Source organism: Caballeronia sp. SBC1, assembly GCF_011493005.1.
Taxonomy (GTDB): domain Bacteria; phylum Pseudomonadota; class Gammaproteobacteria; order Burkholderiales; family Burkholderiaceae; genus Caballeronia.
Genome location: NZ_CP049156.1, coordinates 1187441 through 1202844, shown reverse-complemented (window position 1 = coordinate 1202844; position 15404 = coordinate 1187441). Strand labels below are relative to the sequence as shown.

The following is a 15404-nucleotide window of genomic DNA, read 5'->3' as shown; positions in this document are numbered from 1 at the left end:
ATGAGTCTAAAGTTGCGCGCTAAGCCGTTTGATTTCGCGGTTCAACACGCGCTCGTTATCCGAATAGTCGATAGGCACATCGACCAGATGCACGCCCGGCGTCGCAAAACATTCACGAATCAAAGGCGCTAACGCGCCCGCCGAGTCCACCCGATGCCCGATCGCCCCGTAACTTTGCGCATACGCGACAAAGTCGGGGTTCTGCAGCGTCATGCCGTAATCCGGGAAATTCATGTTTTCCTGCTTCCAGCGGATCATGCCGAACGCGTCGTCGCGCAGAAGCAGGATGACCAGATTCAGCTTGAGCCGCACGGCCGTTTCCAGTTCCTGCGAATTCATCATGAAACCACCGTCACCGCAGACCGCCATCACGTTGCGGTCCGGATGCACGATCTTGCTTGCGATAGCAGACGGCAGGCCCGCTCCCATCGATGCAAGCGCGTTGTCCAGAAGAATGGAATTCGGCTCGTGGGCGCGGTAATAACGGGCGAACCAGATCTTGTACATGCCGTTATCGAGGCAAATGATGCCGTCCTTCGGCATGGTGTCGTACACGTCCTTCACGATCCGCACCGGATAAAGCGGAAACCGGTCGTCGTGCTGGCCCTTTGCCAACTGCGCGTCGAAATGTTCCTTGATCATCTTGAAGCGCGAAAAATCCCAGTCTTGCTCGCTCTTTTTCAGCAATTCCTTCATCTGCCATACCGCGTTCGCGATGTCCCCCACCACTTCAATCTGCGGGAAATACACCGGATCGACCTGTGCGCCCAGGAAATTCACGTGGATCACGGTCTTTTCGTCGCCGTCGCCGCTACGCATGAAAAACGGCGGCTTTTCGATCACGTCATGGCCGATATTGATGATGCAATCGGCGTGATCGATCGCGCGATGCACGAAGTCGCCGTCGGAGAGCGTGGCGTTGCCGAGCCACATGGGATGCGATTCATCAATCACGCCCTTGCCCATCTGCGTGGTGAAGAACGGAATGCCGATCTGGTCGACAAATTCGCGCAGCATCTTCGTCGTCGTCTTGCGATTGGCGCCCGCGCCGATCATGAGCAGCGGATATTTCGCCTCGCGGATCGCTTCGACGGCACGCTCGACCGCCTTTTCCTCCGCGATCGGACGACGGCTGAAACTCGCCGGGATTGGCGCGCCGTCGCCCTCTTCGTGCGCCACGTCTTCCGGCAGTTCCAGGTGCACCGCACCCGGGCGCTCCTCTTCCGCGCGCCGGAACGCCTCGCGCACCGAGGCCGGAATATTGCCGATAGACACCATCGAACGCGTGTATTTGGTGAGCGGCTCCATCATCCGCACGACATCGACGATCTGGAAACTGCCCTGCTTGCTCGATTTGATCGGCTTCTGGCCGGTGACCATCAGCATGGGCATCCCGCCGAGTTGCGCGTAGGCGGCGGCGGTCACGAAATTGGTCGCGCCGGGCCCAAGCGTGGCGAGGCACACGCCGGTCTTGCCCGTCAGGCGGCCGTAGGTCGCGGCCATGAAACCCGCGGCTTGTTCGTGGCGAGTCAGGACGAGCTTGATTTTGGAGCGGCGCAGCGACTCGAGGAGATCGAGATTTTCCTCGCCAGGAATGCCAAACACGTATTCGACTTTTTCTGCTTCCAGCGCTTTGACGAACAGATCCGATGCTTTCATGAAGAGTCTCGCTTGGGGACGCGTGCACGGTGAATGTCGTGCAAAAGACGGAAATGAAATGGACCGGGTGCTGCAAAGTAAGGCCGCGCGGCACCCGCCCGTCCGTTTATGGTCAATTGACCCGCACGCGGTTTCCGCGCGCGAATACAACCATACTCCCGATAGCCATTCGATGTCGCGAACGACGGCGCGGGTTGAAGTTGGCGGGCGCGTTAGCCTTCAAACCTTACGTAGGCTGGAGTTGAGGTCCTTGAAGGAACGAACGTCGAATGCAAAGAGCCCGTTCCGGCGTGAATCGGAACGGGCTCTTTTTTCATCACGCCGGCAGGAATGGGGCTTTAGCTTCCCGTCTTGCAGTCGGCAAGCATTGGCGGGGCCTTCGGATCGGCGGTCTCGTCGGTTAGCGAACCTTCAGGGCCTTTGGTCCACCACGTGTAGTGATCGCCAACGTATTTCACCCCCGATGCCGCCAGAACATTCACAAACAGCATCTTCCGGCCATCGACGGTCAGCAGCGCAAAACTCTGCTTGTTCTTCGTGTTCATGTATTGCACGGTTAGCGTGCTGCCGCCGTGGCATTCGTAACGCAGCGTGTTGGTCGTCGCTGTCTGAATCTGCGGCACGGTCAGCGGCATCGCGATCGCCGAATGCGTCACGGACATCAAGCACAGCGTACCCGCCGTCAAAGCGATCGATCTGATCGTTCGTGCTACTCGTTCGATCCGTTCAAACAGCTGTTTCGTCTTTCCATCCTTCATCTTTCTATCCTTTCGTTACCTCTTTCTCAGTGAACCTGCCGCGCAACAGCGAAGCTTCGCAAGCGCGGCGCAGCGTCGAATCCGGTCTGCCGGAATAGCCGACGCCTTTTCAGGGCACTCACCCCAACATCCATCAAGGATCGATTACGCCCGCGCACGCATCGGTAGGCGCGGCCGCCACATGCCCGACGAGCGGCACCATCTTCAATCCCGCCGATGCCACCCGGCACGGCGCCGCCGCCACGCCACACCCGGCCAAACCAACCACCGTCGCGCACAGCGCAACCATTGCACACCATTTCACTTAAAACCTCCGTGCCGCTCGCGAAAAGCTCGCCGCGAGCGGCGTGTTGCCGTCATCGAGTGGAGACGGGTCTTACATTAGACGCGGCCAGCTTCGCGCGTTCCCGCGCTTCGTTGGTATCGCGTCCGGTTGCAAGCGCAACGCCCATGCGGCGCTTCGCAAAACTTTCCGGTTTGCCGAACAGGCGCAGATCCGAATCGGGCACGGCGAGCGCGTCGGCGACGCCTTCGAACGCAACGCCCACTTCGTCCAGCCCGCCATAAATCACCGCCGATGCACCCGGCGCGCGTAGCGTTGTATCGACGGGAAGGCCGAGGATCGCGCGCGCGTGCAGGTCGAATTCCGAGAAACGCTGCGTGGCGAGCGTGACCAGGCCCGTGTCATGCGGTCGCGGGCTGACTTCGGAAAACCAGACGTCGTCGCCGCGCACGAACAATTCAACCCCGAACAATCCGCGGCCGCCGAGCGCCGTAGTGACTTTCGCGGCAACATCGCGCGATTTTGCAAGCGCCGCAGCGCTCATTGCCTGCGGTTGCCACGATTCCACATAGTCGCCCGCCACCTGGACATGGCCGATCGGCTCGCAGAAATACGTCTGCAGGTCGCCCGTTTCCGGGCTGACCGCGCGCACGGTGAGCTGCGTGATCTCGTACTCGAAGTCGACAAACCCTTCCACGATCACGCGCCCGTGATTGACGCGTCCGCCAGCCATGGCGTGTTGCCAGGCCGGTTCGATATCCGCGGCGCTTTTGAGCACCGACTGTCCCTTGCCCGACGACGACATTACCGGTTTCACCACGCACGGAAAACCGATCTTGCCGATGGCTGCCGTCATCTCGTCCAGCGACTCGGCGAACGCATACGGTGACGTCGGCAGACCAAGCGTTTCCGCGGCGAGACGGCGAATGCCTTCGCGGTTCATCGTAAGTTGCGTCGCGCGCGCAGTCGGGATCACGACGGCGAGTTGCTCGGCTTCGATCTCGGCGAGGGTATCGGTTGCAATGGCCTCGATCTCCGGCACGATCAAATGTGGCCGTTCAGCAACGATCAACGCGCGCAACGCCGCGCCGTCGGTCATGTCAATCACATGCGAGCGATGCGCGACCTGATGACCGGGGGCATCGGCGTAACGGTCGACCGCGATTGTCTCCACGCCGAGCCGCTGCAACGCGATGATCACTTCCTTGCCGAGTTCGCCTGCGCCGAGCAGCATCACGCGCGTCGCGCCGGGCGTGAGCGGCGTGCCGATTGTCGCCGGCTGCTTCAACGGCCGCGCGCCGGATTGAGGGGAAGAAACGGCGGACGCAGCGGACTTCGCGCTCGGCATGGATGCTCCAGAAAAAGAGGCCTGTTAAGCCCGCGATGTTAACACGCGCACTCTTTTTCGAAGGCGATCGGTGTTGTGTTTCGGGGCGCTAGGTGCCAGATCCAGAATAGCGATGAGTTTGGCCGCCAGCCATCTGCGCGACGGCTTTCACTTCATCGAACGGGAGGTTCGGTTAACTTTTCATTACATGTTGCAATGACTTTGCCGCAATCTGCCTTGGTCAATCTTAGGACGAGTGCGATACCCTTACGGTTTTGCCAGCCCCAAGGAAATTCCATGTCTATGCAGCCTTCCCGTTCGCAACCTGCGCGTGTTTCGGCGCGCAGCCGGGTCCATGCTGCGTTCCCGCGTTCCAGGCCCACATTTGCCGCCGTGGCGTCAATCGTGACCCTCGCTTTCGGTGTTGCGTTAGCTGGTTGCACAATGCCGACGCATCCCGACAGCGCCGCGCCTCCGACCGATCCTTACAATCCGGCCGCAACCCAGCTTCTCGACGATACCCAATGGCAACTCACCAGTTGGGCTAATGCCGACGGCAAGACGCGCCCGGTCCCGTCCAGTCCGGCCGGTGCCGCTGGCAGTGGCGCTAGCGGAGCGCCGATCACCCTGAATTTTTCGACGCAAGGCGGCCAACGAAAAACCAATGGCTTTTCCGGATGCAACCGCTTCACCGGTACCTACGATCTGGCCGGCGGCAAGCTCTCCTTCGGCCCCCTTGCCAGCACTCGGATGGCCTGCGCGCCGGGACCGGGCAGCGCGCTCGAACAACCGTTCCTCCAGGGCCTCGCGGATATCGAAAAGACCGGCGTGCAAATGCAGCCGCCCCAGCAATTGCAAATCACGCTCAAGAACGGCGACGTAATGACGTTCACACAAGCCGCAAAACCTTGAGATCGATGAAGGCCGGTTTGGAGGGTTGAGGTGCTTGAGGGTGCAGGTCGAGGGGCGGCCGTTGAGTTTCAGGCTGTCGTCCCGCAGTCTGATGGACGTTAGACGCTGGGGCTGAGGCTAGGTCTAGCCTGATCTTGTCAGCGCATTCGGCATTCAGGCGTTTGACGTCGTTAAACGCGTTGGTTTTTTGTTTGGCTGTTCGTCTGCGAAACGGAACGTCTACATCCGATGAACCTCCGCCTGACCCGGTCACATCGTCTCGATGCATCAATCCCACACCCGCAGCCGAATGCTTGATCGCTTGACCATCGCCCGCCCTCGCCGCGTTCATGGCGGTTAAACTCGGCGGTATCGATTCATCTTTGTCTGAGCCTGGGTTCGCTGCTCACATCGCTTACATCATTCCTGGTTCCTTGCATGCACACGGTAGTTTTCGGCTGGTTCGGTGCTTCGGCCGTCTGGTTCATCCCCCTTCTCTGGCGCATCGTCAAGTCCGTTCTCCCCAACGGCGGCGGCCTGCGCGGTCCGGGCACGATCCGGCTTTGGCTCGGTTTCTTCTGCGTGCTCCTCGCGAGCTGCGCGCTCGAAGCCGCGCTGTTTCATTCGTTCGCATTCGCAGCCAATGTCGACCATCTCGGCCACGCGCTGCTGCTCGGCCTGGGCGGACATGCCGGTGTCGTCAGCACGCCGGCTGCGCTGAGCGTGGGGGCCGGTGCGGCCGTCGTGTTTCTCATCAGCTTGCCGTGGCTCTGCGGGTTCCAATGGCGCGAGACCCTTGGCTGGGCAAACGGCGCGTTCGGCCTGGGCCTCGAACCCGAATGGTTCACGCCACGGGAACGGACGGTCCGCGAGAAACCGGCGCGTGCCCGGGCATCTCGCGACAAGACGGAAACGCGGGGGGCAAGCACGGGTCTCGGCAGTTTCAAGGCGGGGAGCGCGGTTGGGAGCGGTGTCACGACTTCGGGTAGAACCTCGCACGATGCTCCGGCACTCGGCTTGCCGACTGCAACGCAACGCCAGGGCGGACGCTATCAGCGGCCGACCGTCTGGCGCCCGCAGCCGGCGCGGCGTAGCGACGCCGAGCGGCCGCTGCGCGGCCCCGAGGCTGCGCGTCCGATCGAACCCTTATCGCCGATGCGTCGTGAGCCGGGTGCGGGCAAGGATAGTTACTCGGACCGATTCCCCGATGCCCACACCGCCACTTCGCACAGCGGTCGTGGAGCGGGAGCTCGGGAGCCGATCGAACCCATCGCGCCAGCTGGCTGGCTGAAGACCGGCGCGGCGTCGGGAACGGCCACGGGAACGTCTTCGGGAACGCGGGAAAGATCAGCGGGCGCGAATGCGTCCGCGGCGGCGACTGCAGGCGCTGGATCGGCTGGAATCACGCGGGTCGGGAATGCGGCGGGTACAGGTACCGGGGGAACGGCGGGTGCCGCGCCGTCGAATGCTACCCAGACATCGACAATGCGGGGAACCGACCGCTCTGTGGATACTGCCGCATCACGGCGCCCAGACATATCGCGTTCGTCACTGAACAGGAGTGCACCGGGCGCAAGTCGTACGTCGGGTTCCTCCAGCGTTTCTCACGCCGCTTCGCGCAACACAGCGATGAATCCGGCCCGCGGCCAGTCGGTTCCTCCGGTCGTGTCGATCGACTCCTTTTTTGATGCGACAACAGCGTCTGCTGGTGTTCCCGCCAAACCCGCCGGGCCGCCGCCCGCACCTGAACGTATCAAGGAAGCGTTGCGCTCCATCGAGCAAAGTACGGCGCAATGGACCACGCTTGCAGGTGGCGTCCATGCCGCGCGGGAAGCTGAAGCGTTGCCAGATACGAGTCGCTCGGATACGGGACGCGATGCAGCGGCGTTGAACGCTTCGGGTACTTCGGGTACTTCGGGTTTCTCCGATCCGCTGGCCGCTTCGGCTCATTCCGCTAGTTCCACGAGTTCTGTTCCATCAGCGTCCTCAGCTATCCCTACGCCCGCAGCTTCTCTCGCGTCGGCGTTTGTGCCCTCGGCCGTTTCTGCATCGTTGGCAAATGCTGGTCTCGCGAGTCAGGCAACCCCCAGCGCGCCGACACTGAACGCGACGGCTCCTGCGCAGGCTTCGGCCACATCCAATTCACCGCCGACGTCGGGCACGAATACTCCATCGCCCATAACGCCAAACCAGCCTACGGTCCCGGCATACACAACGCATAACCCGACAGCGCCCTCACAAGCTCCGTCGACGACCGGATTGCCTAACCACGCTGTCGATACCTATCAGCAAACGATCACGGCAACGGCCCCGGCCAGCCCGGCATCGCCAATAAGCAACTTACCCGCGAACCAGGCCGACCAGCCGGGAACGACGGAGGGCGTTCCATCAATGGCGGCATCGAGTGTTGCGGGCACGTATTCGTCGAGCGCATCGTTACGCGACGGCTACACCTTCGCCCCGGGCGCCCAGACTATCGTGCGCGAGCCAACGCAGCCGGAGACCAGTACGAACGCCGGCGCGACCGCAAGCACGAGCAACGCGGACATCCGTAACAACGGCGCCCTGCCCTATCCCGCATCGCCTGCACCGCGCAATAACGGTATCGAAGAAACGCCGGCAACCGCTCCGGTCATGACGCAATCCGTCGATGCACGCTCGAACCCGTTGTCGAACTTGCCGGTGCAGCTCGCCGATCTCCCGCCGTGGGCTGTCCGCGCCGGTCAAACGCACCCCGTGCAGACGACGCGTGACATCGTCCCGTTGACGCCGATGTCGCCGCCGCTACCGGGAAGCTCCGCAACCACATCCACGGGCCAGGTGCACACACCCCCTTGGCAAGCAGATGCGGGCGCGACACGTCCGCCGTTCACAGTCGTCGATATACCCCGCGCCACGCCGGACGTAACCAACGCAAACGTTGAAACCAGCACCGGCACCCCGCCCGCCCCCCTCGCCCCGAACGGATACGCGGCGCAAACTCCAACCGACCAAACGGCGCAAACGGAATGGGAAACCGCGACCGAAGCACAAGCAGACCCGAACCACGACCACGCTTCGAACGTCGTCCACTTCCCGCGTGCCAGTGTGAATGCGAATGCGAGCACTAGCGTGGTTCCCGCGCTTGAAACAACCTCGCCCCAACCCGAATCCCGCCCGCCGGTCCGCGGTTTCATCGCGACGGAATTCGAGTTCCACGCCCCCGCGGCGTCGGCCGTCGATCTCCCCGGCCTCGATCTCCTGGAACCTGCATCCGACGAAGTCGAACCCGTCTCCGAACAACACCTCGCCGAAACGGGCCAGTTGATCGAGCAGCGCCTGCAGGAATTCAAAGTACCGGTGACCGTGGTTGGTGCGTCGGCGGGACCGGTCATCACGCGCTTCGAAGTCGAACCGGCGCTAGGCGTGCGCGGCAGCCAGATCGTCGGCTTGATGAAGGACCTGTCGCGCGGGCTTGGGCTCACGTCCATCCGCGTCGTTGAAACAATTCCCGGCAAGACCTGCATGGGACTCGAACTGCCGAACGCCAAACGGCAGATGATCCGGCTCTCCGAAATCCTGGAAGCCGATGTTTATCGCGACTCGAAGTCGTTCCTCACGATCGCGATGGGCAAGGACATCGTCGGCAACCCGGTCGTGACCGACCTCGCGCGCGCGCCGCACATGCTGGTCGCGGGCACGACGGGTTCCGGCAAATCCGTGGCGATCAACGCGATGATCCTGTCGCTGCTATACAAGGCGAAACCCGAGGACGTGCGCCTGATCATGATCGACCCGAAAATGCTCGAGTTGTCGGTGTACGAAGGCATTCCGCATCTGCTCGCGCCGGTGGTCACCGACATGAAGCTGGCCGCGAACGCGCTGAACTGGTGTGTGGGGGAAATGGAGAAGCGCTACAAGCTGATGTCAGCGGTGGGCGTGCGTAATCTGCAGGGTTTCAACCAGAAAATCCGCAATGCCGAAGCTGCAGGCAAAAAGCTGACGAACCCGTTCTCGCTCACGCCCGATGCGCCCGAGCCGCTCGCCAAACTGCCGATGATCGTGGTCGTGATCGACGAGCTCGCCGACCTGATGATGGTCGCGGGCAAGCAGATCGAGCAGCTGATCGCGCGGCTGGCGCAGAAGGCGCGCGCCGCCGGCATTCACCTGATTCTCGCGACGCAGCGGCCGTCGGTGGATGTGATCACCGGGCTGATCAAGGCGAACATTCCGACGCGGGTGGCGTTTCAGGTGTCATCGAAAATCGATTCGCGCACGATCCTCGACCAGATGGGCGCGGAATCCCTGCTCGGCGCCGGCGACATGTTGTTCCTGCCGCCCGGCACGGGTTACCCGCAACGCGTGCATGGCGCGTTTGTCGCGGACGAGGAAGTGCATAGCGTCGTGGAGTATTTGAAGCAGTTCGGCGAACCGGAGTACGAGGAAGGGATCTTGTCGGGACCGACGCCCGAAGGCGGCACGCCCGACCTGTTCGGCGATACGCCAGATGCCGAAGCCGATCCGCTCTACGACGAAGCCGTATCGTTCGTGTTGCGTACGCGCCGGGCATCGATTTCGTCTGTGCAGCGGCAATTGCGCATTGGCTATAACCGCGCGGCGCGGCTGGTCGAACAGATGGAAACAGCGGGCCTTGTTTCGCCGATGGGCACGAATGGGAACCGCGAAGTGCTCGCACCGGGGCCGGCGGAATAAGCCATTAGCGGACGACGATGCCCAGGCAAGGTTGGAGAACCCAATCCTGGGCGTCGGCTATATCAACTCACCACAACCGCAAGCGCCGCAACAAATACAGCGTAAAGACGGCGCAAATGGCCATCACACCCATCACGATCAAGAACGAATGGTTATTGTGCGTGCCGGGTAGCCCGGCCACGTTCATGCCGAAGATACCGGACACCAGCGTTGCGGGCATCAGCAACGCCGACATGATTGCGAGCCACAGCAGCTTGCGGTTGATGTCCTCCGAGAGCAACGCAGCGATCTCCTCCTGCAGCAGCTTCGAGCGTTCGTATTGCACCTCGAGCCCGGCGGCCAGCCCGTTGAGCACCTGAATTGCCTGGATCAGCGTTTCCATCGACCGGGGCTCCGCCCACTCCAGCCGCCGCATGACCAGCTGCGTGAGCGCGTTGCGTTCAGGGTCCACAAACCGCTTGACCTCCACCAGCCGCCTGCGCACGGCCCCCAGCTCCGCGCGCCAGTTCGAGTGACGACCGTCAAGCACGCCCTCCTCCACGTCGTCGAGCCGGTCGCCAATTTCATCGATACGATCGGCAAACGTCTCGTTCAACGCACGGATCAGGCCGGCGAAAAGATCGACGGTATCGCGAAACGTAGCGCCTTCGAGCACGGCGTGACGCAAGCGGTCGGTGGATTGCAGCGGCTGCGCGCGCACCGTGATCATTCGGTTCTTATCGACGTAAAAGCGCAGCGCGCCCGTCGCCCGGCGCGTGGCTTGCTCGTTCGGATCGGCGTCGGGTGTTTCCGCGACGCGCTCCAGATCCGCCACGACGCCGTACATGAACGTCCCGCCCATGTGGACCCGTGGACGCTTGTCCTCACCGTTCAGGAATTCGCGCGCGACATCGGGCATTGCGGTCACGCCGGTCAGCCAACTTTCGACGGTGTCGTCGTTTGCGCTTAAATGCAGCCACGTCGTGCCTTCGCCCGCTATGTCGTGACGCGCTTCATCCCAGGAAAGCCGCAAAGCCTCCGCGCCGGAAAACCGGAACGCGCAGATGAAACCTGGCGGTGTGGGCGCGTCCTGCTCCGGACTCCGGGCGGTGCGGCGAGCGGACGGACCAGACTCCGTGCCAAGTGATGACAAAATGTTCAACGTTGAATTCCTTCCATGCCAGGACGGCCCCGCGGCAGGATCACCCCGCTGGACATTCCCGGCCTTACTGGTTAAACCAAAACCACGTTACTTGAGAATCAAGAAAACTGTGCGGGCCGCGAGCCACTGACGACCCGCGACCCGCACCTTTGAATAAATAAATCTTCAGGATGGCGAAACGAACTTGAAATCGACCGGTGAACCGATCTCCAGGCGCTTAGGATCGGACGCAAGTTCGCCCGTGTCCGGATTGCGCCGGAAAAAGTAAACACTGTCGCTGTCCTGGTTGCCGACGATCAGCCAGCGTCCGGTCGGATCGATAGCAAATTCGCGCGGCGTCTTGCCGAGCGTCGAGCGGCGGCCGAGCAGCTTGAGGTGACCATCGGACGGATTCACGGCGTAGGTCAGGATTTCGTTCGCGTCGCCGCGATTGGTAGCGTACAGAAAGCGGCCATCCGGCGACATATGGATCGCGCCGCCGCCCACCTTGCCCTTGAAGCCGGGCGCGGTCATCGGCAGGGTTTGCCTCAACGTGAGCTTGCCGTCGTCATAGTCGTACACCGACACCGACGCATTCATTTCCGTCGTGAGGTACGCATGTTTGCCGGCCTGATCGAAGATCAGGTGACGCGGCCCGGAACCGGGTTTCACGAGCGTATAACGCGACTCGGTCGGCCCGAACAAACCGCGGCTGCCGTCCGGTGTGTATCGGTACGAATAGATCTTGTCCGCGCCCAGGTCCTGCGCGAACAGATAATGGCCGTCGGGCGAAAACACCGTGGAGTGCACGTGCGAATTGTCCTGACGCCCTTTCACGGGACCGCTGCCGTCGTGATGCACGGTAAGCACGGACGGATCGACCCGGTCACCTTCCAGCGGAAACACGGCAAAGCTGCCGCCCGGATTCGATGCCACCGAATAGTTGGCGGTCAGCAGATAACGGCCATCCGGCGATAAAGCGAGATACGCGGGATCGTTGCCATCGGAGGAGACACGATTCACGAAAGTGAGCTGCCCGCTCGGCGGATCGAAGCGGAATGCGCTGATACCGCCGCGTTGCGAAGCGGGACCGTTATCGCCGGGAAGCTCGTTGACCGCGTAGACATGCTGGCGGTCTTTGCTTACCACGAGATACGAGGGATTCACCGCCTGCGCGGATGCAAGGCGCGTGATCGCACCCGTGCCCGCGTCGAACCGGTACACATAGATACCCTCGCTCTTGCCGCTGCCGGTGTACGTGCCCACGAGCAGGTCGAACACGCCGTTATCGGAACCCCCGGAAGCCGTCGTTGACGTGCTGGCCGCCGTCCCGGCCCCTTGTGCAAAGACTTGGGCAGCAGCGAGCGACAACACGGCGGCAACACTCGCCGCGGCCCCTTTCAACATCAATCGCGGCCGCCCGGGCTGATGTCCGGACGGAGACAAACGCGCCGGCCCGGCGTCGCGGCACGATGTTTGCGTGGAAGCCAAGCCCTGGACACGGGGCGTAGAACCAACACGACGCGTAAAAAGCGTCAAACGGGGGAAATGAGTGAAATCCACCAATTGCATACAGCCTCCTGATCGTTCGTTATTACGGCTTGTTCAGGCTTGTTTCAGGATATGTGAGCCAAGGAAATCGCCCAATTGTCCCGATTGTCACCGGTCACTGCTTCGGCGCATGATGCAGACCAATTCCCATCACAAAATCAACAAGGAGTCACCATGGATATCCATCTGAGTCTCGGACCGCTGGTCGCGCTGATAGCAGGCATTCTGATCCTGATCGTGCCGCGCCTGCTCAACTTCATCGTCGCGATTTACCTCATCATCATTGGACTGATTGGCGTGTTCGGGCTTAGCGCGACCCATTTCTGACGGCCCCGGCCCGAACACCGCGATCGCGTGCTGTCCCCAATGCGCTCCATAAGACGCGGTTACTGGGGTGAGGTTCCGAAAGACGAACAAACGGGCGAGCAAATGCTGACCGCGGGGTCGCAAGCAGCGATCCCGCGCTAGGAATGTTCTGAAGTCGAACGAAGGCGCTGCGTGTTGCGGCGCAATCAGTATCAGTTGTTGGCCAACTGGTCGAGCCGCATGCGGCCCTGCAGTGACAAACCGCCCACGGCGGTTTGTCCGTCGACCTCGCGATGCCGCGTGAAGCACGCGCGTTCGATCAGGAACGACGCAGCGGTTTCCATCCCGTTGCGGGAAAGGCCAAGATTCTTGTAATTGAGATCCAGGAGCGTGTTTTGATCGGCGATACGGCTCGCAGCCGACAGGATGGCGATGCAATCGGCTCTCGACGGATTCAGCATGGCTTTCACTTTCGATGTCCTCGAAAACGTTAAGCAAGCAGGGAGCGCGTGACGTGCATCAACGAGTCCTGTGCCATGAACCCGCGTAACACCCTCCGGCCAAACCGTCATGCGCGAAGATTCATTCTATGCATTTGTCACACGTTTTTTCAACCTTCCTGCAATTGCGGTTTTTGTAAGGAAGCTTGGGGCTCAGCGTGACGGGTTGCAACGTGGGACTGAGGCGGCTGGCGGACAAATACAAAGACAAGATGCAAAGACAAGATGCAAAGACGTGCACCAAAAACGCGAAACACGAATGCGCTTCATAATCGAACGCTCGAAGGGCTGGAACAGCTTGGCCTCCCCCAACCGCGCGGCACCTGAACTGCGGCCGCATCGACCTCATTTCCCTAGCCTATGCCCGCATTGATTGAGGACTACGCCCTGGTCGGCGATGGCCACACCGCCGCCCTGATTTCAAAAGAGGGCTCCATAGACTGGCTGTGCTGGCCGCGCTTCGACTCCGGCGCGTGTTTTGCGGCCCTGTTGGGCACACCGGAAAACGGCCGCTGGCTGATCACGCCCGACCTGCCCGACGGCGCCCCACCGCCGCTCATCACCCGCCGGTATCGCGGCGATACGCTGATCCTGGAAACCGATTTCGAGACGCCCGACGGGAAGGTATCGCTCATCGACTTCATGCCGGTCCGCGACGGCGCTTCCGACCTCGTGCGGATCGTGGTCGGCCGGCGCGGCACCGTGAAGATGAAAATGGAACTGGTGCTGCGCTTCGACTACGGCTCCTCCATTCCATGGGTCAGCCGGCTCCCCGACGAAAGCGGTATTCGCGCGATTGCCGGTCCCGATCTGTGTGTGTTGCGCACGCCCATCGAACTCACTGGCGAGAACATGCGCACAGTCGGCGAATTCACCGTGAGCGAGGGCGAGCGCGTCCCCTTCTCGCTCGTGTATTCGCAATCGCACCTGCGCCTGCCTCGCGCGCTGGATCCCCATACGCAGTTCGCACGCACCGAGAACTTCTGGCTGGAATGGTCGGGACGCAGCAACCTGGACGGCCGCTGGGGTCCGGCCATCCGCCGCTCGTTGATCACGCTCAAGGCGCTCGCCTACGAACCCACCGGCGGCATTGTCGCGGCTCCGACCACGTCGTTGCCGGAGCAACTGGGCGGCACGCGCAACTGGGATTATCGATACTGCTGGTTACGCGACGCCACCATCACCCTCCTCGCGATGATGCGCAGTGGCTACTACGACGAAGCGCGCGCCTGGCGGGCATGGCTGGGCCGCGTGATGGCTGGGTCGCCGGATCAGGTGCAGATCATGTACGGCATTGCGGGAGAGCGGCGCTTGCCGGAATGGGAAGTCGACTGGCTGGCGGGTTACGAGGACTCGAAGCCCGTGCGCATTGGCAACGGCGCGGTCAACCAGTTGCAACTCGATGTCTACGGCGAGGTGATGAATGCGCTGCATCTCGCGCGCGTGGGCGGCCTCCAGGGCGACGACACCGTATGGTCGATCCAGCGCGCGATGCTCAATCATCTCGACACCATCTGGCAGGAAGCGGACGAAGGCATCTGGGAAACGCGCGGCGGTCGTCAGCAATTCACGTTTTCGAAGGTCATGGCCTGGGTCGCCTACGACCGCGCGGTCAAATCGGCGGAACAGTTCAATCTGGAAGGCCCGATCGACCATTGGCGCACCATGCGCGACACCGTTCACGCGGACGTGTGCGAGAAAAGCTGGAATCCGTCAATGAACTCGTTCGTCCAGACGTACGGCGGCGACGATCTCGACGCCAGTTTGCTGCTGATTCCGCTGCTCGGTTTTCTGCCACCGGAAGATCCTCGTGTGATCTCCACTGTCCACGCCATCGAGCGTGATCTCACCCACGACGGGCTGGTCAAGCGGTACCACACAGCGGAAGTATCGGATGGCCTGCCGCCCGGCGAAGGTACGTTCCTGGCCTGCAGCTTCTGGCTCGTCGACAATCTTGCGTTGCAGGGCCGCCACGAGGAAGCGTATGCGATGTTCGAGCGTTTGCTCGGACTCGCCAACGACGTCGGCCTGCTCGCCGAGGAATATGACACAGTCGCGAAACGTCTGGTTGGTAACTTTCCGCAGGCGTTCTCGCACGTCGCGCTCGTGCATACCGGCATGAACCTGATGCGCCACGAACAAGGCATGGCGAAGGCTACGGGCCAGCCCACGTCGCGTCAGGACAAACCCTCGGACGCGACATCCACAAAAGAAAGCTAATTGTAATTTTATTCGAATAATTGACGGAAATTGACAAATTCAACGCTAATTCGTGGCGAATAGCGGCAAAGACCACGTATGTTGCATTGCACAAAAG

The 15404-nt window shown here is 61.8% G+C and carries 11 protein-coding genes; 4 read left to right on the top strand and 7 right to left on the bottom strand.

Annotation, left to right across the window (positions count from 1 at the left end; translation table 11 throughout):
- Positions 1 to 6 precede the first annotated feature (6 nt).
- The 4 genes from SBC1_RS05300 to purT form a co-directional block, all read right to left on the bottom strand.
- A complete protein-coding gene (locus SBC1_RS05300) occupies positions 7 to 1659 on the bottom strand; it encodes an acetolactate synthase large subunit (RefSeq protein WP_165088139.1) in 1653 nt (550 codons plus the stop codon).
- 338 nt (positions 1660 to 1997) lie between these two features.
- Entirely contained in the window at positions 1998 to 2417 is a 420-nt protein-coding gene (locus tag SBC1_RS05295) for an MliC family protein (protein ID WP_241202028.1), read from the bottom strand.
- 133 nt (positions 2418 to 2550) lie between these two features.
- A complete protein-coding gene (locus SBC1_RS05290) occupies positions 2551 to 2706 on the bottom strand; it encodes a DUF6726 family protein (RefSeq protein WP_370469611.1) in 156 nt (51 codons plus the stop codon).
- A gap of 67 nt (positions 2707 to 2773) precedes the next feature.
- Entirely contained in the window at positions 2774 to 3934 is a 1161-nt protein-coding gene (gene purT, locus SBC1_RS05285; RefSeq protein WP_241202079.1) for a formate-dependent phosphoribosylglycinamide formyltransferase, read from the bottom strand.
- A 396-nt stretch (positions 3935 to 4330) separates the two neighbouring features.
- On the opposite strand from purT, the gene SBC1_RS05280 reads away from it, so the two are divergent.
- Together SBC1_RS05280 and SBC1_RS05275 are read left to right on the top strand one after the other, a co-directional pair.
- Positions 4331 to 4939: an META domain-containing protein gene (locus SBC1_RS05280; RefSeq protein WP_165093075.1), complete on the top strand. Its 609-nt coding sequence runs from the start codon at positions 4331 to 4333 to the stop codon at positions 4937 to 4939.
- Between the two features lie 417 nt (positions 4940 to 5356).
- Positions 5357 to 9610, top strand: a complete 4254-nt coding sequence (locus tag SBC1_RS05275) for a DNA translocase FtsK (protein WP_165088117.1) — start codon at positions 5357 to 5359, stop codon at positions 9608 to 9610.
- A 67-nt stretch (positions 9611 to 9677) separates the two neighbouring features.
- Here SBC1_RS05275 and SBC1_RS05270 read toward each other — a convergent pair whose 3' ends face one another.
- Both SBC1_RS05270 and SBC1_RS05265 read right to left on the bottom strand, forming a co-directional pair.
- Positions 9678 to 10751, bottom strand: coding sequence for a transporter (locus SBC1_RS05270; RefSeq protein ID WP_241202027.1), 1074 nt, complete (start codon positions 10749 to 10751; stop codon positions 9678 to 9680).
- 165 nt (positions 10752 to 10916) lie between these two features.
- Positions 10917 to 12137 (bottom strand): lactonase family protein, encoded by a 1221-nt coding sequence (locus tag SBC1_RS05265; RefSeq protein WP_165088114.1) that lies wholly within the window; start codon positions 12135 to 12137, stop codon positions 10917 to 10919.
- Positions 12138 to 12455: 318 nt separating this feature from the next.
- Here SBC1_RS05265 and SBC1_RS05260 point away from each other — a divergent pair, with 318 nt between their 5' ends.
- A complete protein-coding gene (locus SBC1_RS05260) occupies positions 12456 to 12608 on the top strand; it encodes a DUF3096 domain-containing protein (RefSeq protein WP_158936575.1) in 153 nt (50 codons plus the stop codon).
- Between the two features lie 191 nt (positions 12609 to 12799).
- On the opposite strand, the gene SBC1_RS05255 is transcribed toward SBC1_RS05260, so the two are convergent.
- Entirely contained in the window at positions 12800 to 13048 is a 249-nt protein-coding gene (locus SBC1_RS05255) for a hypothetical protein (protein WP_165093073.1), read from the bottom strand.
- Between the two features lie 399 nt (positions 13049 to 13447).
- Between SBC1_RS05255 and SBC1_RS05250 the strand changes: the two genes are divergently transcribed.
- Positions 13448 to 15307: a glycoside hydrolase family 15 protein gene (locus SBC1_RS05250; protein ID WP_165088111.1), complete on the top strand. Its 1860-nt coding sequence runs from the start codon at positions 13448 to 13450 to the stop codon at positions 15305 to 15307.
- Positions 15308 to 15404 lie beyond the last annotated feature (97 nt).